Annotated in this window: 13 protein-coding genes; 11 read left to right on the forward strand and 2 right to left on the reverse strand. The window is 45.8% G+C overall.

All coding sequences use genetic code 11. The features are described 5' to 3' along the window. Positions 1–308: 308 nt before the first annotated feature. The gene (locus FMS18_RS17650) at positions 309–1,082 is read left to right on the forward strand and encodes an ABC transporter substrate-binding protein (RefSeq protein ID WP_163295992.1); all 774 of its coding nucleotides are present in this window, start codon (positions 309–311) and stop codon (positions 1,080–1,082) included. A gap of 469 nt (positions 1,083–1,551) precedes the next feature. Here FMS18_RS17650 and traI read toward each other — a convergent pair whose 3' ends face one another. Both traI and FMS18_RS17665 read right to left on the reverse strand, forming a co-directional pair. Next, entirely contained in the window at positions 1,552–3,168 is a 1,617-nt protein-coding gene (traI, locus tag FMS18_RS20750) for a TraI/MobA(P) family conjugative relaxase (protein ID WP_239061092.1), read from the reverse strand. Next, positions 3,165–3,482: a conjugal transfer protein TraJ gene (locus tag FMS18_RS17665; RefSeq protein ID WP_163295993.1), complete on the reverse strand. Its 318-nt coding sequence runs from the start codon at positions 3,480–3,482 to the stop codon at positions 3,165–3,167. Before FMS18_RS17665 ends, traI begins: the two co-directional genes overlap by 4 nt. A 695-nt stretch (positions 3,483–4,177) precedes the next feature. Here FMS18_RS17665 and FMS18_RS17670 point away from each other — a divergent pair. The 10 genes from FMS18_RS17670 (at position 4,178) to FMS18_RS17715 (ending at position 24,684) form a co-directional block, all read left to right on the forward strand. Further along, on the forward strand, positions 4,178–4,588 hold the full coding sequence (locus tag FMS18_RS17670; RefSeq protein ID WP_163295994.1) for an HI0074 family nucleotidyltransferase substrate-binding subunit: 411 nt from the start codon (positions 4,178–4,180) through the stop codon (positions 4,586–4,588). After that, entirely contained in the window at positions 4,588–4,890 is a 303-nt protein-coding gene (locus FMS18_RS17675) for a nucleotidyltransferase family protein (RefSeq protein ID WP_163295995.1), read from the forward strand. The genes FMS18_RS17670 and FMS18_RS17675 overlap by 1 nt, the downstream gene beginning before the upstream one ends. Positions 4,891–5,179: 289 nt before the next feature. Beyond that, positions 5,180–6,499 (forward strand): sigma-54 dependent transcriptional regulator, encoded by a 1,320-nt coding sequence (locus tag FMS18_RS17680; RefSeq protein ID WP_163295996.1) that lies wholly within the window; start codon positions 5,180–5,182, stop codon positions 6,497–6,499. Between the two features lie 44 nt (positions 6,500–6,543). Beyond that, positions 6,544–9,102, forward strand: coding sequence for an ATP-binding protein (locus FMS18_RS17685; protein ID WP_163295997.1), 2,559 nt, complete (start codon positions 6,544–6,546; stop codon positions 9,100–9,102). 371 nt (positions 9,103–9,473) lie between these two features. Next, a complete protein-coding gene (locus FMS18_RS17690) occupies positions 9,474–13,151 on the forward strand; it encodes a hypothetical protein (protein ID WP_163295998.1) in 3,678 nt (1,225 codons plus the stop codon). Positions 13,152–13,586: 435 nt separating this feature from the next. Continuing rightward, positions 13,587–18,761 (forward strand): DUF4347 domain-containing protein, encoded by a 5,175-nt coding sequence (locus tag FMS18_RS17695; RefSeq protein WP_163295999.1) that lies wholly within the window; start codon positions 13,587–13,589, stop codon positions 18,759–18,761. 51 nt (positions 18,762–18,812) lie between these two features. Beyond that, positions 18,813–20,327, forward strand: a complete 1,515-nt coding sequence (locus FMS18_RS17700; protein ID WP_163296000.1) for a TolC family protein — start codon at positions 18,813–18,815, stop codon at positions 20,325–20,327. Between the two features lie 47 nt (positions 20,328–20,374). Continuing rightward, entirely contained in the window at positions 20,375–21,142 is a 768-nt protein-coding gene (locus FMS18_RS17705) for an efflux RND transporter periplasmic adaptor subunit (RefSeq protein ID WP_163296001.1), read from the forward strand. A gap of 3 nt (positions 21,143–21,145) precedes the next feature. Next, entirely contained in the window at positions 21,146–22,507 is a 1,362-nt protein-coding gene (locus FMS18_RS17710; RefSeq protein WP_163296002.1) for an efflux RND transporter periplasmic adaptor subunit, read from the forward strand. A gap of 47 nt (positions 22,508–22,554) precedes the next feature. After that, positions 22,555–24,684: a M50 family metallopeptidase gene (locus FMS18_RS17715; RefSeq protein ID WP_163296003.1), complete on the forward strand. Its 2,130-nt coding sequence runs from the start codon at positions 22,555–22,557 to the stop codon at positions 24,682–24,684. Positions 24,685–24,753: the final 69 nt, after the last annotated feature.

Below are 24,753 nucleotides of genomic sequence, written 5' to 3' on the forward strand. Positions count from 1 at the left end.
TACTTCGTGACCCAAACAAAGTGATACTCAATTTTGTACTTCGTATGACTGCCTCTGCGGTATTCCATACGGAGAATATAAAGCAACTACTAGCTGAAAGCTACCCGGCTGAAGCCGGGGGATTTAACCTTAGAGGCGGACGATTAAAGCTAGTTGCCCTTTATTGAGTTTGGCGTGTCAACGGATAGCAATGTACAGTAGTAAATACCAACAACTTTTTATAAATTATAATACCGAGTACTTGCTTAAAAGATAAGATTCTCCTAATATTATAATCATCGCAACTTTCTCATTATCCCGAGGACAACATGAAGAGAATCATCATCCTTATTTTTCTTTCATTCACAATCCTATCCACATCCGCCCTAGCAAACGAAACTTATACAATTGGAATACCATACCTCAACGCAGAAAAAGGTATCACCCCAAAAATAGAAGCACTCATAAGTGAAATGTATTCTCGTGCCAATTTGTCTATAAAATTTAAATATTTTCCAGGATTACGTGACTTAATATCCGCAAATAACGGGATCACAGATGGTTCTGGAGTACGTACTCTTCAGGCTATAGCACAATACTCCAATCTCACAAACATCACCACCCCCGTTGCGGTTGCAAATTTTTCTTCATTCAGCAAAAACAAGAAAAACATAATCACCACCCCCAAAGATCTCCATAAACTTACTGTGGGTGTTGTCCGCGGAGAAATAACACCCTGCAACATAGCCCACAAATACGCGAAGAAAGCCCATATCGTAAATTCTTACGAAAGCCTCCTGGGATTACTGGAACGAGGCCGGGTGGATGCCATCATAATGGAAAGGACGTTAGCAAGAAAACTGTTCACGAAAAAAAACGCAAAAGGAATAATCGAATCCGAACCATTAGTTTCAAGAAAACTTTATCACATAATAAACAATAAACATGCTCATTTTCTTAAGCCCAAACTGGATAAATCCCTCAGGGGAATGCTCCTTGATGGAACAGCAAAGAAACTCTTTGGGCAATATGAAGACATTATTTTCTCAACTCCTCCGCTCCCCCCAAAAAAGTCAAGGACTACTCAAACAACTCCTCAATGACGCTGTTTTTATCTGCAATAACAGCTAAAGACTATCACTCAGACCAAGAACATATTCAGGAGCAGAATTATCGGCGTGAATTACAACTCAGAAAATTGAAACGATGTCTATGAATCATACAAATAACACCCTACTCGGCAAGCGTCGGTTTCGGTTGCAGAAAAAGCTCTTTCAGCTTTTCGGGATCATCGGAAAGAAGTGCTTTGTCCATACGGATACCTCGATTTGGAGTTTTTCAAACTAAAAATCATGGGGATTCATCAAGCGAAGTGCGCTTTAACCGATAAACCTTTAAAATTTCATTTATCAATACTATGCTAATATTATATGTGTGAATCGGAAACGCAGCTTCCCGGTTGGAAGATAGCCAGCCCCTGTCATTTTCACTAAAAAACTCCAAGAGCTTACAAATTAATCTAGTCCTTGGAGTCCTATACTGTATCAAGTCGCAACTCTTATAACAGCAGTGCTACCTACAAAACTTCATATTCAACGAACGCTCAATCATATTGCCAGAGATGACAGCCTTCCGCCCAAACATCAACCGCGCAAAATTATGCGCCACTTGTGCGGCCCCCGGATCATTCACACTGAAGAAAATTTTATCACCATTGTCTTTTACCATAGCTCCATTCGTCAGCGTGTATAGAACGTTCCCTGACGAATCAACACGCCAAGTCATTTGATCTAAATTACGCTTGTTAGGATCATCAATACGCTTAGCCTCTTCTGCCTGCAACTGGAGCATCTTAGAAATGGACAAAAGCCTTAGTTTATCTTTCCAAACCAAGCTTGAATCAAATTTGAGCTGGCTCTGCTTGATCTTCAGATCAGAAACTTTTGACGCTGTGCCTGCAAATTCCGAGGAAGGCTTACTTTGAATAGGCTCCTTCTTTGAACGCAAGATCTGCAAAGCTACTTTGTCGCCGTTTTCAGCCTTCCATTTCAAAAAAACGTTCCAACGATTGAATGGTATTTGCTGACGCAGCTCCGCACGCTTTTCAGCTATTTCTTTTTTTAAAACTTCAATAGCTTCCGACTTTCTGCCAGCAGCCAAGGCAATCAGACGACTTCGATCTTTGGGCCTCAACTTGCTGTCTCTCCTTAAGGCTTTGATCTTGTCACCCCACTCAGAATTGATCTGTTTCCAGCAGCAATCCTGCTCTTCACGCAAAGCCTCATAAGTTTTTTTTCTGTCAGTTACAGAAACTTTATACTCGGCGTAAAGTTTGCCACGCGGTTTATGTAAAGGCCGGGCTACGTACCTATCTTTATCATTCCCCACGAACTCTATGGGCTTCTGATAGTGGCCGAACTGGGCCTCAAGCTTGGACTTGGTAAAATCACGGTCAAGTCGGCTGGCTTTGATAGCTGTCTTGGAATGACGGTCTTTGATAATACAACCATTCCCGCGCAGCCGAACTTCGATGCCAATACCTGCGAGTGATTTATGAAAAGACTGCCAGCCTTGAGCTTTATCAAGAGCCTTTAAAATAAAACCCTTGCGCTCCTTCACATACGAATCAAAAGACTGCTGACCGGAATGGGCTTCATAAGTTGCAGCCAGGTCGTTATTGCGTTTGGGCTGCAAATCTTTCTGCCTGCCATTGTCCAATTTCAGGCCGAACTTTTGTTCCAGTTCACGGTGCAACCGGTCGCGCTTATGAAAATCCCGGTAAGGCTCGTGTCTGGTCAGTTTCTCCGGGTGAATCATATTGTATGCGATGTGCATGTGCAGATTATTGGTGTTCTTATGCACCCCGCAATGCCGCTGGTGTTCCTCAAAACCCAAAACCTTGGAAAACTCCTGCTCAATCTCTTTAAACTTTTCCTGCGTAAGGACAGACTCATCTTCCGGCCTGAAGGACACGATCAAGTGATAGGTCTTTTCCTTACGGGTTCGTTTATTAAGATCCTGAGTATCGAGCACTTCCTGAATCGCCAGCTCGTAATCATCTCCGGCCCAACACCCAGCACACCATGACATGAGGCTCTTTTCGCCCTTGTGCTTGGCGTCGGCAATATATTGGGCCAGTCTTCGGTAATTGTCGTTTTGCGGCTTACAGGCAACCCTGCGGCTAATCATATAGACCTCACCTTCTGGACTATTTGCCGTTGAGTCTGACCTATTTCTCTAAGCAGCTTCTCAGCCGCTTTTCGATTGTCGTCATCGTCCAGAATCAGCATTTTTAAAAGACCACCCAGACGGCCTTGATCTCCATTAAGCTTCAGAAGCTCCCGGCGGGTCTGTTGATCCGTGCTGCTTCTGATTTCATGGCCCAGACATACCGCCTTGGTAAACGCAGATAGAGACAAACTACACTGCTCTGCGCTTGAACAGATTTGCTCATATTCCTTTTCCGAAACATAGGTTTTGATAACTTTCTTTTTGCTGGGCACGAATCACTTTTCCTCACGATTGTCTTATCAATTGCGTTGAACCGAAGGTGAATAAGCCACCCTCAGTCCAAGGCTGAGCAGGACGTAAGGTACACCGCTTTGAAAAAGTGGGCCTACCTTACCTGTCCTGCCTTCGGACACCATGAGAAACTATGCCATTTTTTGATATTCAGGAAGGAGGTCTTCGAAAATTCATAATCATATCAATTAATAAAACATGGAACCAAACGAAATCAAACAGAATCAAAATTTCTCAAAAAATATCATTCAGTATCAAAAAATATCATAATTCGAACTGCAAATCTCAATACACACACAGTTCTGATTTAAATTACCCCAAAATATAAACCATATACTTTTAACAACTAATATTTTAATAAGTACCTAAACAACGGAAATTTCGTTCCCCTAAAAGAAGCGAGGATGCTGATTTTTCTTAAGCATCCTTGTTTCTTCATATTCTTTCGCAATTAGAAGTTCTTCCTAACAAGCTAGCTCACGCCGGGACAGGGGATTGTGCACGCCCGGTTGATCCATCTCAATCGCTTGACCTTTCTATTTAGAAATTGCCTTCGCATTTCCCGTAAGGTAAACCGGACGAAAGGCCGCAAGCTGGCAACAGCCTGTTGCCAAATTACAAAAAATCACCCAGCAAATAAAAATGGCACAGCTTGTGCCACTTTTGAGAGATAGTCATGGATTACACACAGTTTAAAAAAGCGATCCTCCGCTTTGAGGAAATGCTCCGTAAATACAACGAAGGTTCAGCCGATCTTGACGAGATAACCAAGGACGCTGTTCAGGATTCATTGGTCAAACGTTTTGAATACACGCTGGAACTGGCTTGGAAAAGCTGCAAACGGCACCTGTTTGAAGAAGGATACGTTGAAGTAAAAACCATGGGTCCGAAGCCGATGATGCGCTTCGCTTTCACTGCGGATCTTATCGCCAATGTTGACAACTGGATCGGATACATCAATGCCCGCAATGACACCTCGCACGATTATTCCGGCGACAAGGCAGACGCCATTTTGGATATTGTAGATGATTTCTATGATGATGTGGTCGATCTATACGAGAAGATTTCAAAGGAAACATGGGAATAATGCCGAAAATTGACGTCAGCCCTGCACAGCTGAAAATAATCCTTTCGCTGATTGAAACCCACCTGCCGAACACCACTGTCTGGGCATATGGTTCCCGCGCCACAGGATCTGCCCGCCCGCAGTCAGATCTGGACCTTGTGGCCTTTGCTTCTGCTGATCAGAAAAAAGCAATTTATGCCCTGAAAGAGGCATTTGAAGAAAGTGATCTACCTTTTATAGTTGATCTTTTTGTCTGGAACAGTGTGCCTGATGAGTTTCGGGGGAATGTTGAGCGGGAACGGATTGTTTTGGTGGAGGGCTAACCAGACACTCTCTCCTTTACCTCACGCTTCTCCGCAAGTTCTTTTGCAGGACAAGGTTCATCCATTGATTTCAATGCGGACGTAAAAAATTTTGGGCGACTCAACAGAAACCACGACAGCCTAATAGTCGGAGGATAAATTTCTTCAGTTGGAATTGATTAAGTTTTAACAAACTCATTTGGTATCAATGACTCGACTAAGTTGAAGTCTAGCCTTGATAAGAATTTTAATTTCCCATAAATACATTTGATAGCACGGTTTATATAAACGCTCAAAATACAGGTATTTTATGGAGAACAATATTAAAATTCTGATCATTGAAGACGATGTTATTGATGCACGCTTTATTAGGACCGTTCTGAGCTCAGCAGGCTATGACTCAGATGTAGCACATCACCCAAATGAAGCTCTTGAAGTATTAAATGAGCATTCTTATGATTTAATATTAGTAGACCTAAAAATGAGTGATATGGGCGGAATGCAGATTCTTGAGCTGGTTAAAAGATATTACCCCGCTACAGAAGTCATTATCATTACAGCACATGCGTCCATTGATACCGCCGTGGAAGCAATCAAGTTGGGTGCTTATTCTTATTTTGTAAAAGGGGATCCGGCTCGTAAGCTTATTTCCGACATTAAAGATATTGCCGGACGGAAGACAGAAAAAAACTTTGACAATCCCGCCGAAACTTCAGTGGAATCATCGCGCCTTAAAACCAGAGGAGCAACCTTTACAAGTGTTCTGTTACAAGCAAGAAAAATAGCTTCTGCAAGCATGAACGTCATACTTGTCGGCACACCGGGGACTGGACGAAAGGCTCTGGCGCAGCACATAGGCAAAAGCTCCTCCCCAAAAGACGGCCATGCATACGAAATTGATTTTCCTTTGACGCAGGAGCTGCCCCATCAAACAGCCAAAGACGAACTGGTTAATTATCTGGACCAATACGGAAGCGCAGGTACTTGCATTTTTTTAAATATTGATCAGGCTGATCCTGAAATTCTGTCTGACCTGCTCAGCACTCTAGAAACACACATCCCCCACCATTCTTCAGGAAGGACTGGTATTTCAGTTATTTCAACCAGTACATCGCGATCAATACCTCGCCTCAAAGTCACTTACGGTTCAGAATTGTTTTTTCACTATTGGGGAAGCAAGACCGAACTGCCGGAAATGAAGGAACGCAGAGAAGATTTACCACTCGTAGTTGAAGATTTTATTGAAAAACTAAGCATAAAACAAAATGCTCCCACACCGGAAATTGACAGCAGTTTAATCGAACATATTTCGACAGCTTTTTTTGCACAGGAGTTCGAGGGGTTGGAAACCCTGCTCCAACGTCTCTTTGAGGCATCTTCGGGAGCACCACTCACTTCAAGCTTACTGGAACAGGTTGAAACCGATGACATTCTCTTGCAAAAAGGACAGCTTCTTTTTCCGACTGAACCGTCATCGCTGAAAGAAGCCCGGAAACAGACTGAGCGAGAATTCATCAAAACCATCTATGACCGCAGCGAAAGGAACAAGAGCAAAACAGCTACAGCACTAGGCATATCCGCCCGTCAGCTATATAATATGCTCAAAAAATACAACCTTGAAAAATCATAACTGCAGCAGGTTAATAGTGCCCTCGATGCAATAAAGGAGTACCAATGCTAAACCTTGACCTGAAGACACTGCTGCTTGCCTACGCACTGGTTTCCTTTATGACCGGAGTTGCCTTATTCTGGCTCAAAAACAATTTTGCTGAAGAAAAAGCTCTTTCCTGCTGGGGAGCAGGGAGCCTGCTTACCGGGACTGGTGTGGCTCTTATTGCGATGCGAGCCGAACTTCCTGTTGTGCTGACCATATTTGCAGCGAATGCATCCATTTTTCTGGGACTCTTCACAACATGGAGCGGAATCCGCATATTCAGGAGTAAATCTTCCAAATGGAGAACCATAATATTCATGACCCTGCTGGCTAGCGGAGCTCTTTACTGGGACGCAGCCACAGATCCAAACCTCAAATTTCGCTTCACTATTGCCGTGATTATGATTGGTGCCAGTCAGATTTTTTCCGGAATAGAACTCCGCAAAAGTAAACGTCCCCTACATAAAAAAATTTCCATTGTCTTTTTCGGGTTCGGTATTTTTAATGCATTCTGGATAGTTTTCATGCTCTTTTATTTGAAAAGCAACCTGTTCATGGATGCCTATAACTTTGTTCTATCACTTTACAGCGCGTCAATAATTTACCAGGTGATGTTGACTGCATCCATGGTTCTGCTGCTAAGCAATAGAATTAACGAAAAATTACAGTTCGCCAAGGATGAAGCAGAATCTGCAAATAAGGCTAAAAGTGAATTTCTCGCCAATATGAGTCATGAAATACGCACTCCCATGAATGCGATTATCGGCCTTTCTGAAATGCTGCTCAGCACTGAAAAAGACCGCAGTCGAGTACACGATCTGCAAAGTATCAACTCCTCGTCCAGTTCTTTGCTTGGACTATTAACCGATGTTCTTGATTATTCAAAAATCGAATCAAATGAGATGGAGATAGAAGCAGTTCCATTTTATCTAGATACAATAACCGATTTGGTCCTTGATGTAGCTGTAGGGGCTCTTGCCTCAAAGAGTGTTGAGTTAACTCTGCTGACAGGCAAAGGAATTCCACCCCGACTTGAAGGTGACCCCTTACGCTTGCAGCAAGTTCTTCTTAATCTGGTAAACAATGCGGTTAAATTTACTCCAAAAGGCAGCGTCGCTATTAACATTGAAAATGTCTCCAGAACTGCAGACATTATATTACTTAATTTTACAGTTACTGATACCGGAATCGGAATCAGTCCTGAGATACAAGCGTCTATGTTCTCTCCTTTCACACAGGCTGACACCTCGACCACACGTAAATATGGTGGGACCGGACTGGGGCTGGCTATCAGCGCGCGTCTTGTTGAACTTATGGGGGGCAGGCTTGAGGCCTCCAACTCAGCAAAAAGTGGGAGTACTTTCAGCTTCACCCTACCATTCAAAGCTATTGCTACTGATGTGCAGGAAAAAACTGAATGCTGGAACGGACACAAAGCTATTGTCATGGGTAACAATTCCCAGCAGTGTCAACAGGCTGTAAATCTGCTGCATTCCTTCGGTTTTAAGACCAGCCAGTGCACGGATATTCAGCAGATAGCTTCACTCTTAAAAGCAAACCAATTCTCTGCTTCGTTGGTCATGGTTCCAGATACTGACTTTATCAAGGATCTACCCATAATAAAGAATGAAATTCGTAAATATTTCTCCGCTTCGCAAGCTCCATTTATGCTTTGTTGCACCCCACAGGTAGATACTGAAATATTAGACTTTACAGGGTATGGTGTAACCAAATCACCCATCAGGGCGAAACGTTTATTTCTAGAAATAGCGCACGGACTCGAATTACCGGAAGATCAAATACCATCACGGTTTCGCAAAACAGCACAAGGGAAGATAGTTTTTTCTTCCTGTTCAACCAGAATCTTGCTGGTCGAAGACATTGCGATCAACCGCGAAATAATCGAAAGAATGCTTCAGAGCGTGGGACTGGATGTCGACACTGCCGAAAACGGAGAACAGGCCGTACACAGAGCTTCACAGAACCATTATGACATCGTAATTATGGATATTCAGATGCCGGTGATGGGCGGTTTTGATGCAGCCAAAAAAATCAAGGAAAATACCGGTGAAAATTCACCCATATTTATAGGACTTTCCGCCAACGCCACCCGTAAAAGCATTGCAAGATCCGAGCACGAGGGTTTTGCTGCCTACCTGACAAAACCGGTTACCAAAAGCACGCTCCTTGACTGCCTAGCTAACTGGATTCCAACCCCGCCCCCACCCACGCCCTTAACCAAATACGACTTTGATATTCCCGGAATAGACGTTGAAGCAGCCATGGAAGACTGTCAGGGCAACATGGAATTCTACAAGGCCCAGCTAAAAGATTTTTCTCTGTATATCAAAAAATTACTTATAGATTTAAAGCAGGCTAATGCTGCTGGAGACACAGAGAGAATGATGAATATTCTCCACTCGTTACGCGGGACAGCATCATTGCTGAAAATTATAGATTTTGCACAAACTATAGCCGCGCTTGAGGCAAGCTTATCCTTTGGAAATGAAACAGAAGAAACTATGAACGCTTTATTCAGTGCTGCCGAAAATCTGGAGAGGGTTCTGGCAAAACTGTAATACTATTCTTTAATAATACCAACGGATATCTAATGCGCTTCCATAAATAATGGGAGTGCATTTTTTTATTCATACGAAAATATTATAATTATTTTTTGAGCAATTCTTAAGAAATTTTTTTCATTTTTGTGGAATATAAAAAGCCAACGAGCACCACATTTGAATTATTTTACATCAAACAATCAACCCCGCCATCTGGATGTGAAATTTATTTCAAGAAACAGAGGGCGTGAGCACAAAATGTCACTTTTTGAATTATATTTCCGGTTTAACATAAGTAAATTTATAATAATACTAAGCTTTTAAACAAGAATATTCAGTTGTTAAGGATTGCTTAGCAAGTATATTATTAGGAGAGTTTATAAATGACAATGATCAAGAAAATAAAAGCTGCCATTACAGTGGCTGCCATCGCTGGTACATGTGCAGTTTCCGGTCCGGCTTTTGCCGCTTGGACTTCTGATGCGCCGAACAAACTGGCTGCGAATATTACAGCCGGTGCTGTCACTAATTCAGGTAATGAAGGCATGGTAATCGTCGGGTCGGAAGGTAAAATATACCGCATGTCTCAGGATGCAATGAGGGGAAATGATCCGCAATGGTCCAAAAGAACAACCTCCGTGACCGAAGACTTTGCAGATGCCGCATACGAGACAACTTCTTCGGGATATTTTTGGGCTGTTACGACTACAGGAGAACTTGTCAGCAGCTCCGATGGCTCCGTATGGTCAGTTGTGGGAATAGCTGATCCTGCCAAAGCCGCAATTGCAGGTAAGACTATCGTCGGTCTTACCACATGCGGAGATGGTGCGGCTGACAGCGATATCGTTATTGCGACTCAAGATGGTGTTGTAATTTATTACGATGTCTCTGCCAGCTCTTGGGCTGTAACTGCTGCAGACCTCGCAGGCGAGAACATTGCCACAGCCGGAGTCACCGGTATTAAAGACCTGACCGGGGAAGACGGTAAGGTCGTTGTTTTCGGTAAAGGCGGCGGCAATGGTAACGCCAACAACATGTACACACTGACCCTTGGAAGTGACACTGTTGTCGGTTTCAATGTTGAGAATTGCCCGAACATCAATGATATTTCAATTCAGGCTAAAGGTGCATGGTATGTTGTCGGTGATACAGCCACAGCCGTTAAAGGCGCGCAGGATCTTGACGGATTGACAGCCAACATCACAACAGCAAAGCTTGCGCTCAAACAGACAGACGGAACCACTTCCTATGCCGGAACATCCAATCTGCTTTCAATTGAGTATAACAGTGCTGCCGGTCTTGGCTACATCTCCGGTGCTGAGGGCAGCCTGTTCCGTCTTTCAGGCAGCGAAGTGGTTGCCAAGCCCAGCGGATCGTCCGAAGATCTGAATGATGTAAATCTCGTAATCAATGGTGCAACCAAGAGGGCTTTTGCTTCCGGTAACAACGGTGCATCCATGTACGGATCTGAGTCATACTGGTCTGACATCAGCTCTGTGACCGGACTGCCCGGTTCCGGAACCCCCACTCCCAGATCAATACTGGCTTACGACGCAACATTTTATATGACTGACGGCTCTACAACGAAGCTGTACGCTTCTACTAATCCCAGCTCTTCATGGACTGAAGTATCAACAGGACTCTCAGGTAGTATCAGCCCGGATACATACTCAAAGCTTGTGGCCGGAACAACTTCCAGCGGTGACACTTACGTAGCTGGCACAGGTAGTGATGGCATGAATAATTATGTCCTCGTTTATAAAGTAGGTGATACAACAAACCAACCGGGTGCAGTTAACATAGGTGGGGGAATAGCAACATCTCATTTAGCTGTTGTAAATTACAACAATGAACCGATTTTGTTTAAAGCTGCCAGTACAAACTTTGGAGCAAGGAATCTTGGAACAATTTCATCTTTTATATCTTTTATGGGGGCCGGTAGTGGGCTTAGCGGGGGTGTACAATCCCTTGCCGCATCAACCAATGGTCTTTACGGAATTGATTCAGGCACAAAAACTACTGTTTACGCCCGTGTTACCAACGCTGGTATTGATGATCATTTAGATGTGAGTAAAACCGAAGTAGGTCCGGGATGGACAGCTGCAACCGATATCACCACATATATCGGCACCCTTGGCGGTGCAACAGCGGAGAAATTATTTTCTGTGACCAATGGCGTTGTTCTGGTTACCTCTGATGGCAAGTTACACTTGATCACTGATCAGGCCGGAGCAGATGTAACCAGCAACCAAATACAAATCAAAGCCCTTAACTGCCCAGCAACCGGAATTGATGCTGCGAATAAAATTGGCGATATTTCCGGTTCTGCAACTGACATGACTATAGTAGCCAAACCCGGTGGAGCAGATGGCCCTGGAATCTGGCATTATACTGATAGCGGGGGCTGGGAAAACTATAAAGACCTTGCAGGTACTTTAGGAATCAGCTCTCCATACGGTGTTGCAGCTTCCGGAGCCAAAGTCGTTGTTTATGACTTTGACGAACTAGGCTACTCCGCAGGTAACACCTTCACCGCCGCAGTGCCTAGCGGCGCGCTTCCGGTGGGCACCAAGATCAGCAGCGTCTTCAACGCAACCAAGAGTGAAATCTATGTAGCCGGTCAGGATGGCCTGCTCTACAACGGTACTCGGAAAGCAGGTACTGACTCCATCGTCTGGAAGGAAAAACGCTATAATGATTCATTCTTCGGTGCTAACGACTTCAATAAAGTAAGCGGCGCCGGAGATAAGGTTTTCGTTTCCTACGGAACCACAGGAAGCGGCCTAGCGTGGAAAGACTTGACCGCAACTGAATGGACTGAAATCGGAGTGGATTCAGGAGCCACCGGTACTGTTCTGGACATGCACACTCTTGACAGTTCCACTTTATACTTTGGTACTAGCGGGCGCGGTCTGGTCAAGGGCGTTATGAGTGGTAATCAGATTACCTACACAGAACAAACAAAAGGTACCTCCGGTATGGATATGCCCACTGGTATTAACGCATTGAGTGTTTTGGATGAGAACACACTCTATGCAATTTATAGCGATCATACCGGAAACAGGGCTTATAAATTTGAGTTAGCTTCAGGTGACAGCTGGGTCATCACTGGCATACCCCTGAGCGATGCTCCTGTTCTGAATGATATTATCGCTATTTCCAGCGAGAAAGTATATATCGTAGGTAACAACGGTTACACTGCAATCTATGATGGCAGCTCTGCAATCAAACTGCCTGCAATCACCGGCAACCCTAACCTGATTTCCTGCTGGGCATACGAAGGTTTTCTCTATGCTGCCGACGATGCTGGTAAAGTTCATACTTATAACGTTGAAACCAAGGCATGGTCCACTGAGACTGTCAGGAATGGTGTAGCCCTAGCAGATATCAGCGGTTCTTCCAAAGGCCAGTATATCCTCACAGTAGGTGCGGACAGTACTTCATATCTTGATGAGATCAACTCTTCCGGCGGCGGTTCAAAGAATAACTACGTCAATCCGAACAGCGAAGATACTGCTGTTGTAGATTCCGAGGTTCCGGTAAAAAGAACCCCGGAAGTTCTGACTCAGACTTACGGAACTCCCCCGGAGATGGCTGTTATAAGTGATGTACAGCAATTCACCACCACCGGCGGTGTTGTCAGTGGATCAACTCACACCTTCACTTTCAACTTCACACCGACTGAGAATTTCGCTTTTAACGAAGTAATTCTCTATAAGCTCAAAGCAACCGGAAGCAACCTGACTTACAACCGACTGAGTGCAGCTCCGGCAAGCCCCACTTCCGGTGACTTCTGGATCACCACATCTGTGGGTGGAGCAATAGGCGCAGGTGATACCCTCGCTGCAGGCACCACATATTCTGTCTACTTCGCGCTTGCAGACGGCAGCCAGTATGATGACGACAGCGTGGCCGGTAAGATCACCGACCCGGCAGTTCTCGGCACCACTTCCAGTTCAGGATCCTCCGGTTGTGTCTTCAACCCCGCCCAGACCTTCGGTTTGGAATGGCTGATGCTGGCCTTTGCACCTGTGGCGGCGTTCTTCCGTTGTCGCTTTAAGAAATAAAAATTTAACATGACTAGATAATTAACTGAACAAAGAATAAATCCCTTCTTTACAACTGAAAGAAGGGATTTATTCTTTTGGGTTAAATACAGGGGTAAATTTATTTTATACATAAAAATTATAATTACTTTTTGAGCAATTATTAAGAAATATTTTTCCTATTTGTTAAATCCGGTACCACATGCACCTCCATTTTTTTGAATTATTTTTCACTTAACAAATACCCAAACTTCTAAGTTTGCAAAAAAGTTCAAATAGCGTGTCGTATTAGTTGTAGCACGACATTTTTTGCTATTAATTTCCACTTTGACATGCGGTTACCATAAGCATAGATGTGCCTTTGTATACTGCTCGCAGTAGAACATCAAAATTTTAACTTTTAAGAAATAAAAGTTAGCTTAAAATAAAAGATTCTCTTTTTTGAGGGGATAAATCATGAATCTTGAAATAATGTTCCTTGAAGAGCGCATCGTGCTCGAAGCAGCAGCGGCTGATGTCTTGGTGAATGAGGCTGTGGACGTTGTTGCCGACAATATTGCCGAACCTCAGGCGGACCAAAACACTGATGCGGCTGACAACGCTGACGCACCTCATGCGGATCAAAACGTTGATGGTGCTTCTGACAATACGTCCGAGACCCAACCGGAGCAGGCTGTCAATGAGATGGTCGAAGCCCTTGCCACGCCTGTAGACGTCAGGAAAGAGCTGGTCTTTGTTGACACCAGCGTAGACAATTACGAAGCACTCCTGCAGGACATCGACGAGAGTGTTGAAGTTATACTGCTCAGCGGTGACGGCGACGCCATGTCCGAGATGGTCTCCATCCTTGAAGGCAGAAGCGATCTGGACGCCATCCACATCATCTCCCACGGCGGCGAAGGATTTTTTTCTCTGGGAACAGAAACGATTTCTGCGCAGAATCTGGATGATCATCAGGGTGACCTATCCATCATCGGAGAATCTTTGAACGAAGACGGTGATCTGCTGCTCTACGGCTGTGAAATAGCTACCGGAACAGGGCAGGAGTTTGTCAATGCCGTAGCGGAGCTCACAGGTGCAGACGTAGCCGCTTCCGATGATAATACCGGGGCTGCTGATGCGGGTGGTGACTGGGATCTTGAAGTCTCCACCGGCGAGATTGAAACGGATTCCCCGCTTAGTGATAAAGCTATCGATGATTTTGACGGGGTGCTGGGTAAGAATTTCACAATTGATTTTTCCAACGACTCTGCCATGGGTAGAGATTCCTCTTACAACGCCACATATACGACCAATGGTTTTACGTTCATTTTCGATTCGACAAGACAAGCCGAATCTATTTCCGCAGACAGGGAAAGGTTTGAAACGTCTGCAAATGAAAAAAGAGTAATCATCACAGTAAGTGACGGATCATCATTCGGTTTGTCGTCTTTAGATATTACGAATCACAAACATTACGAAATGCCGTTTGTGATCAAAGGATTGACGACCTCCGGAAACTGGATTTCCATGACCACTGAATCAATAGGTAGTGGTGAGACCAAAACTGTCAATCTGTCCAATTTCAACAGTGTGAAGAAGATTTATATTCAAGACACAAACTACTCTGATTATAATTACTTTTCTCTCGCTCTTGATAATCTGGTTTTCAAGGATGTAAAACACCCCAATACCGCCCCCATCCTCGACAATACAAAATCGCCAACGCTGCCCACAATTTCCGAAGATCTCGGCGCGCCGACCAATGGAAACCAACACATAGGCACGTCCGCATATGCATACTCGATCCTTGATTCCACCGAAACCGCCGGTTCTCTGGACAACTATTATGATGTGGACGACAATGTTAAACGAGGCATAGCCATTACCGGCATCAGCGACAAAGGGACGCTGTATTATACGGTAAACAGCACTGGCGATTGTATATGGAAAGCCTTAAATTCAGGTGATGTGTCAGCAAACTCCGCCTTAATACTTCTGAATTACACCAATACACGAATTTATTTCAAACCCAACAGCGATTTTAACGGAACTATCAACGACGCCATAACCTTCAAGGCCTATGACCGCAGTGCCGGTTATTACAATGGAAGCTTCAAAAATACCAATACAGGTACCGCTTTCTCCTCGGCTTCCGACACTGTTGCCATAGAAATCACCCCGGTGGATGACGCCCCGACCATCAGCACAGCACCCACTGATGTTTCCGTTCTGGAGGATACCGTTTCCGACGTAGACCTCTCCGGCGTCAGCGTGCAGGAAGTTGACGGTGAGGACGTCGTCCTCAAGATTGCTGCAGGTGGAGGAACCTTGACCACGGCAGCCAATGACAGTTCGGTTTCCGGTGTCACCATCAGCGGATCCGGGACAGGCACGCTGTCTCTGGCAGGATCGGTTGCTGATATCAATGCCTATCTGGATAAGATTACCAACATTAAATATAAGAATAACACCCCTGACACCCAAGGGGACAACAGCGACACCCTGAATCTTACGGTCAATGACGGCACCAGCGGGGATGTGGCTCTCAAGACTGTCAATGTGGACATCACAAGTGTTAATGATGCGCCCGAAACCTCCGGAGCATACGACTTTACTGCCATCAATGAAGACACCGCATCCACAGGGGTTCAGGTAAGTACCATTATCGGAGGTCTCACCACTTCCGATGTGGACCTCGATACACTGGGCATTGCCGTGACGGGCACTTCCGGCAACGGTACATGGCAATTCTCCACAGACTCTACAGATGGTGCAAATGGGAACTGGATATCCTTTGCCGACACCCAGACACCTTCACCTAGTAATTCTCTGCTGCTCACTGGGGCAGCATGGGTGCGTTATGTACCGGACGGCAATAATGCAGAAACCTCAAGCATTACTATGCGCGGCTGGGACCAGAGTTCAGGCACGGCCTCAACAGGAACCACTGCCAATTACGCCAACACATCCACAAACGGCAATGACACGGCTTATTCCAGTGGCACAGCCACCGGCTCCATAACAGTGACCGCTGTGAACGACCTGCCCGTGATTGACCTCAATAGTTCCACAGCCGGAACCGACAGCACCGCCACTTTTGCAGCAGGAAGTTCCGGCGTACCCATTGCAGCCGATGCCATAATCAGCGATGCGGATACCGGTGATTTTCTTGAATCCATGACTGTAACCCTGACCTCGCGTCTGGACGGTGATTCCATTGAAAGCTTAGGTCTAGACGTTGCAGCCGCCACGGCGGCCACCAATGCAGGGCTGACCGTAGGTTACACAGCAGATACGGGCATCTTGTCCATTACCGGCTCAGCCAGTGCTTCCGTGTATCAGGCCGTCCTACGGGGAGTGCAGTATTCCAACTCAGATGCAGGGTCGGATATAACCACAGGTAACCGCTCAATAACTGTCATGGTTAATGACGGTGACGGCGATTCCACCGCCCGTACTTCCATAGTGTCAGTTGTAGCGGCCCCGGTTATTGACCTCAACGGAACTGCGGACAACCAAAATCACACAGTCTCTTTCAATGAAGGAGACATGAACGTTTCCTTGGCAGCCAGCACGGCCACCATTATAGAACCGGACGGCGAAAATCTGAACAGGATGACCGTCCAATTGACCAATGCACAGGATGGCGTATCCGAATCCATCACCATGAGTGGTCGCAACAGCGGTGATACAGTGAATGGCATTACCATTACCTATAATTCCGCCACACAGATCACGCTTTCCGGATCTGCCACAGCTGCGAATTATCAGGCACTGCTCCGGGAACTCATCTACAACAACAGCTCGGAAAATCCGGATACCACCACACGCACCGTAGAGGTGGCGGGAAGAGATACAGGTGGCAATACGGGGGCTACGGTCACAACTTCCATCAGTATCACGGCGGTGAATGACAATCCGTCTGCCACAGGTCTTGCCTCTGACGTGACCGTTATCGAAGATGTGGCTTCCAACGTGGACCTTTCGGCTATAACTTTAAAAGATATTGATGCGGGAACAGGAGACATAACTCTGATCCTGACCGCCAGCGCAGGAACTCTTGCAGCCAGCACTGGCGGTAGCGTTACCGTGTCCGGCTCAGGAACAGGTGCGATCACCCTCAGCGGCACGCTTGCCAATGTGGACGCTTTCCTGAACACAGCCTCCAATGTCAAATATACCAGTGCCCTGAATGCGAACGGCAATGATGCAGCCACCTTGACTGTAACAATCAACGATGGAGGCAACACCGGTACAGGCGGCGGTTCGGACGTGACGCTCGGCACCGTGAACATTGATATAACAGCTACACACGATAGTCCTGCTGCAACCAATGTTGATCAGGTGCAAACCTATACTGATGGAGACAGTTCTGTCGCGCTGGATGACATTATTGTCAGTGATCCTGATACCGACGAACAGGTTACCGCAACATTAACTCTTGCGGATATAACTCAGGGCAGTATCAGTACAATCCATAGCGGTAATGAAAGATATGATGCACTAACAGGCATCTGGACCATTACCGGAACCGTTGAGCAAGTTAATACAGCTCTGGCAGCGGCAGCATTCGAGCCGATAAACGGGCTTACTTCCGCTGTTAGCATTACAGTGAATATTCAAGATGGCGGTGAGCACGGAGAAGAAGCCCAGACCGGAACCATCACCTTGAATTATCAGGCTCCTCCGCCTCCGCTGGAACCGGAACCTGAACCTGAACCTGAAACAGATACAGATACAGCCGAGACTCCTGCAACTACCCCGGATCCCATACCGGAACAGGTTCGCAATAATTCTTCAGGAGACAAAACTCCCTCAACAACAGAACCGTCTGATCCTGCCGATTCAGCTGATTCAAATGGCGATTTCGGTAATGAATTTATTGAATCCGAGACTGAAAGAGGTCGAGAAATTTCTATAGATTCCGCCTCAAGCGGAAGAGGAACCGAAGGTAATGGCCCCGCAGGGGCTGACGCAGATCTCAATCAGGTTATAACAGCTCTTGGCAGAGGCAGCGTTTCAGGTGATATGGGCGATGGTCCCGGAGCAGCTGATGTGGATCTCAATCAGGTTCTGCAAGTATTGGACAGTGCCGGAGCATCCATTGATTCCGGCTTCGGCGGACAGGGCGATCCCCTTGGAATTGATGCCAACTCCCTGCTAGATGGAGCAGGCACAAGCACGCCAGCCGGGGATAACGGACCTGCAACAGCAGACACCTCCATTCAGGCACAATCTCGGACTTCTATTACAGATAAAGCCGCTACATCTGTAGCAGCTGGTCCTGAGCAGCCCGCTGGTTCCGACCAGAGTACAGCTATAGCTACTTCAGTACTTGAAACAGCTCAAGGAACCGAGGGACAAAGACTTCATCAGCCCAGTCTCAGCGAGTTGAATAATGCACTATCCGGGCTGTCTTTCAGCTCCAGCACACCAGATTTTACCATTACCTCCCTTGAACATGCCGTTGACACTCTGGCTCAGCTTGCCGGAGAATCAAGACAGTCAGCTAATCCTGCAGCAGGAGATACACTGAATAAGATGACGGACCAGTTGACCGAGATTTGCGAAAAGTGCGCTGAAAATGGACAAAATGTTGATGAGTTGCTACAAAAGCTGGATCAAGCAAAAGCAATGCTTTCAAATTAATAAATTTGGATTGTTTTATATAATTCAAGCTTCTTGAAAAAGGGATTCTATATGCGAAAGAGAGCAGATTTAAAATTAATGTATGTACTCATGGCAGTGACGCTACTTTTGTTCACGGGGTGTGCTCCCAAGAAAAACCCTGAGCAACTACGCGCTTTCAATGTCGAAGGCGATATCAAATTTACTTCTGGAAATGCAGACCTACTGCCTCCGACAGCCGGGAAAACAAAAGTAATAGCATTGCCGACTCTAAGCGGGACTCTTTCACTTGATGATGCAATTGCGTACGCTATGACCCATAACCTTGATGCAGCTGTTTCCAAGGAAGAAGAGAATGTGCAGCGTGAGATGGAAACAGCGGCCATGCTTCGTATGCTGCCTTCTCTGATTGCCAATGCCGAACGTAGCTGGAAGTCCCAGCACGTTCCCAGCAAATCCGTGAACTACTCCACAGGGGAAGAATCCTTAGCCCCATCCATTTCTTCCGAGCTTGAAACCAGTACCGAAAGTGTTGAACTTTCATGGGATTTGCTTGATCTGGCCGTGAACGTCAACCGCTGGAGACAGGCCGGAGACCGGGTTCAGATGCGCAAGTTGCAGATGCAGCGCGTGAAACAAAATCTTGCCCTTGACGTTACCGGAGCTTACCTGCGGGCTGTAGTAGCCAAAGAGGCAGCTAAGCAGGCTGAAACTGTCATGAAATATGCTCTCGAACGTCAGGAGATAATTGAAAAACAGATGGAGATGAATCATATTCCCAAAGTTGATGGTCTGCAGAGCAGTATTGACATCGCGGAACTCATGATCCGTCTCACAAGATATTCAGACGAGTACAAGGCCGCCAAGACCGAACTGGCCAGATTGATGGGCCTTTCCCCCTCCACTCCTTTTGAACTCAAGGGAGTAGATTTTTTAGCGATTCCTGGACCGATCCGCATAGACTCTGAAGATCTTGACCGCGAAGCTCTCCTAAACCGTCCGGAGCTTTTCGAACTAGATCTGGAAGAGAAAATTTCAGCCAAGGAAGCTGAAATATCCATCATGCGCATGTTTCCAGCACTTACTCCTTTTGCGCGTTATCAGCATGATGACAACAAATACCTGACCCGTCATGACTGGTTTGTTTCCGGTCTGCGTCTTTCCTGGGATCTGCTTTCCATTCCGCAATCAAGTGCCGACCACAGCTCAGCACTTGCAAGAAGCAAGTTGATCCAAAAAAGACGAATGAATATGGCTATGGCCGTTCTTACCCAGCTCAGGCTGGCCACGATTGAGTATGACAACTATCTGCGTCAGGTCGAGCAGGCTTATGAACTGGAGAACCTGCGTGAAGAACTTGCCAGAGAAGTTCACTTGCAGGTTGAAAATGGAAGACTCAAAGAAAGCACCCTGCTCAATGCAGACCAGCTCTTTATTGTTGCCCACAGGGCGCGTTTAACAGCTTATGCAAGGCTCATGACTGCCCGTCAGCGCATCCTGAACAGTCTCGGTCGCGATTGGGACGAACATGGTAAAGAGATCGCCTTTACCAGCGATGAACTGTCCGTTCCTCTGACCGCAAAGTAACAATTAAATAATATAAATAAGACCCACACATTGGAGGATGCTGGGAAATGAACCCACGCATTAAATATATTTGTGCTAAAATGCAGACTGCTCTTCTGGCTGTCTGCATTTTGCTGTTTTGCTCAGTCTCAGCTTTTGCGCAGAAACCTGCAACTGGCGAAATCCCCATTGTACTTGCTCCCCGACATGAATCAGTGCTGGCAGCAGAAATTGGTTCAAGGGTAATTAAGATATATAAAGAATTCGGCCAGTCTTTCCGTAAGGGTAATACCCTGATCAGACTGGACAACGGGCCTGCCGAACTTGACGTGCGTAAAGCTCAGGCCCAGCTTGATCGCGCTAGTAAGGAATTTGAGATTACGCAAGATTTGTTCAAAACTAAATCAGTATCCATTCTTGAACTTGAAGAGGCTCGTTCCAAACAGACAGTAGCCACGGTCGACCTTGTCATTGCTAAACAGAAACTTAGTCGCTGCACTGTCCATGCTCCGTTCAGCGGACGGGTTTCCAAACTTGAAATACATACGCATGAATGGGTCGAAGTAGGCCAGCCACTCATTGACATTGTTGATGATTCAGTGCTGCTTGCAAAGTTCCTGCTCCCTTCCTCAATGTATGAGAATGTCAAAATAGACAGTGCAGCCCATGTATCCATTCAGGAAACCGGGAAGTCATACACTGGCAGAATATCTCATATAGGGGCGGAGATTGATCCCTCCAGCCGTTCTTTTGAAGTTTATGCTGAAATAAAAAATACATCCGGAGAATTGCGTGGAGGAATGCGCGGCGCGATCCGGATCATTCCCGAGAATTAAATCATGCAACACGACACTTCTTCTGCCACCGCGCTCAAGGTTGTCAGTCTGCTGCACCAGTTGGTGCTGGAGGCTGTTCTAGCTAAATCCGAACAGGAACTTGTTTTCAGAATGCTCAACCGCAGCATTGGACTTTGCCATTATGATCGGGCGCTTTTTTTTCGTTTTGATTCCTTATCTCCTTCACTAAGTGGAATTTCTGGACAAAGTGAAGTAAACAAGAATTCAGAAAAAGCTGCACAATGGATTTCCATGATCAAGGAGCTGGAATCCAGAAATAAAATCAGCATTATCAGCAAAGATAGTTTTACAAAAAATGCTCTGGAAAGCTGGGAAGATTACATTAAAATAAGCGGCGGAATTTCTGTGCTCTGGATGCCCATACGGGCGTGGGGCAAGACTGTAGGCGGTATCTGGCTTGAGTGCTGGAACGGGAAGACCTGGTCCGAACAGGAAATGAAATTACTTTCCCCTCTTACCATGGGCTACGGCGGCGCCTGGGAAAGATTGCATCCTCAAAGACCTTTTTTCGAAAAATTCAAAGCCCTTGGCAAAAAAAAACGCTCCATGACATTTTGCCTTTTTTTTATAGTCTTGCTCATGTTCTTGCGTCTGCCTTTACGGGTGGTGGCTCCCTGCGAAGTTGTAGCCAAAGAACCACTTGTTGTTACAGCCCCTTTAAACGGGGTTGTGAATGAACTAAAGGTTCGCCCTGGAGATCAAGTTGAAGTAGGGCAACTGTTGTTTGTCTATGACCGCAGGATGGTAGAAAAAGAACTCAACGTGGCCCGGGAGCAAGTACAAATCATAGAATCCAGCCTTGACCGGGCACGAATGCAGGCCTTTGCTGACCCGCGGGCACGGTCCGAGATTAAAATTTTTGAACATAGGCTGAAGCAGGAAAACTCTCGGCTGGATTTAGCCCGCTATAATGTTTCGCGTCTTGAGGTACGCTCGGAAAAAGAGGGAATTGCAGAGATAAGCGATCCCGAAAGATGGCGTGGTCGTCCTGTTTCCATCGGAGAGAGAGTTCTGTCTGTTGTTGATCCGGATAACACCCAGATCAGAATACATATTCCTGAAGATGACAACATGCCCTTTGATTTCAAGCGTCCGGCAAAAATTATGCTTAATGTATTTCCTGAAAAAACAATCCCTGCACTGCTGGATTATGTCGGCAATGAAATATTTTCCAATGCCGATACTCCGGCAGGAGTTCAGGCTGAAGCTGAATGGGTCCAGAAAGAATCTGGAGTTAAGATCGGGTTGAAAGGAACTGCAATCCTGTACGGAGACAAAGTAAGCTTGGGCTATTGGCTGTTCAGGAAGCCGTGGGCTGCATTCAACAGGTTTCTGGGGCTTTAGGATCTTCCCGACTATGACATCTATCATTTCCAGCATGAGCTTTAAATATGCTTGATCAAATTGATCCCGATGCTCCTCTGCCTCTTCTGCGATCCGATCTCGAAATCCTAATCGGTCCACTTTCTATTGACGGAGCACCAACCTACACTGTGCATGATCCGGTAAAACGCCGTTTTGCCAAAGTTCACTGGGCCGAAGCTATGGTGCTTGAGAGGCTACGGACTTCTTCCACCCTCAGTTCTCTGCAAAAAAAACTTGAGCGGGAAACAACAGTACGGGTATCTTTACCGGAATTGAATATGCTTGTAATTCAAGCTGTAAATTCAGGACTGACCGATTCGACTGCTGTTCTCCCGGTTGAAACGCTAATGCAGCAGGTTAAAGCCCGCAGGACCAGCCTCATCAAGTTGCTGGTCAAAAACTATCTATACATCAGGCTTCCTCTTTTCAAACCGGATCTGTTTCTGGATAAAACCCTCGTCATGGCGCGGATTTTTGTTTCTACTCCTGCTTTGTGCATATATATGCTGTCTGGATTGATCGGGTTGATTATTCTCTCTCAGAAATGGGAATTGTACCTCACCACCTTTTCATATTTTTTCAACCCGCTAGGACTGTTCTGGTATGTGCTTTCAATTGTACTGCTAAAAACGATCCATGAATTTTCTCATGCATATACAGCTAAAAGCGCAGGCGTCCGGGTGCCGGTCATGGGGATTGCCTTCATTGTGATGTGGCCTGTTGCATTTTGCGACACGACTGATGCGTGGAAAATAAATGATCGGAAAAAACGGTTCAGAATCGGTGCCGCCGGGGTTGCAACCGAGTTCGTTATCGCCGGACTGGCCCTTTTCGGCTGGGGAATATCGCCGCCGGGAGTGTTTAACAGCATCTGTTTTGTGGTCTCATCGGTCTCTTTTATTTCAACGCTGGCAATAAACCTGAACCCGGCCATGAGTTTTGACGGCTATTATATGCTTATGGATTTATGGGGTATCGACAATTTGCGCAGCAGGGCCTTTAACTGCACCCGCTGGCTGTACAGAAAACACCTCTTTGGCGTCGAACAGCCCAACCCGGAGAAAAGGATCAGCGCCCGCCGCATGACTGGATTTGTGATCTATGCAGCTTATTCATGGATTTACCGGTTGCTGCTTTATCTGGGGATCGCTATATTTGTATACTACAAGTTTACCAAGACACTTGGCCTGACTCTTTTCATTATTGAAATATGGTGGTTTGTGCTTGGTCCTATTTTAAAGGAGGTCAAGGCTTTGTTTGGAATGTTATCCCGTATCCGAATTACACCTGCCATGATTGTGGCTTCCGTTCTGCTTGCCGGAACCGGGCTTTGGGTCGGCCTGCCTCTTGAACGCAGCATAACTCTTCCGGCTATTGTCGTTTCCAAAAATATGCAGATAGTCTATGTTCCTTTTCCCGGAGTTGTGGATCACATTCATGTCAAAAAAGGTGATATTCTGAAAGCAAACGCCCAGATTATAAGCTTTTCTTCAGTTGAACTTGAAACAGAGTTTGCGACCCTTGAAGCGGAATTGGAAATTCTGGAATTACAGAAAGGTGATTTGCAGCTGAATGAAGAAAAAAAAGTCATGTTACCCCAAAAATTAGAAGAAATCGGAAAGATCATGGCTAGACTTGACGGGGTTCGTGATAGGATGAACGAGCTGAAAATTGTTGCTCGGAGCGGCGGAGAAGTTCTCTGGTGGGATGAAACCCTTTACCCGGGAAGACCTGTAAATGAAAAAAGAATTCTAGGGCGTGTAGCCGCCCCAGAAAAAAAAATTGTGCGGGCTTATGTTAATGAAAACAGTCTCTCCGAAATTCCTGTAAATACAATAGGAACATTTCAGCCAATTTCGATGACACCCGAGATTAATGTCATGGTGAAAAGGATCAGTCCGGAACGATCCAGAGACATTGAACACTCAGCTTTGACCTCAATGGCAGAAGGGATGATTCCGGTCGCCCCGGATACATCCGGGCGAATGAAAACCGTCGATGCATGGTATTCAATTGAACTTTCCCCGAATGATAGCTCAAAAGACCTGATGCTAGGGGAGAGCGGCATCGTTCGCCTGAAGACGAAAAATAAATCTCTGCTGATACATTGGGCCCGCATGGTCTATCGTACATTGTTGCGGGAAAGTGGTTTTTGATTTTTACGAACTGATCGTTGGGGTTTCTTATATTGAATAAACCAATCTATCCTTTTAATCATACTAGAC

The sequence above is a fragment of the Desulfovibrio sp. JC022 genome (assembly GCF_010470665.1).
Lineage (GTDB): Bacteria > Desulfobacterota > Desulfovibrionia > Desulfovibrionales > Desulfovibrionaceae > Maridesulfovibrio.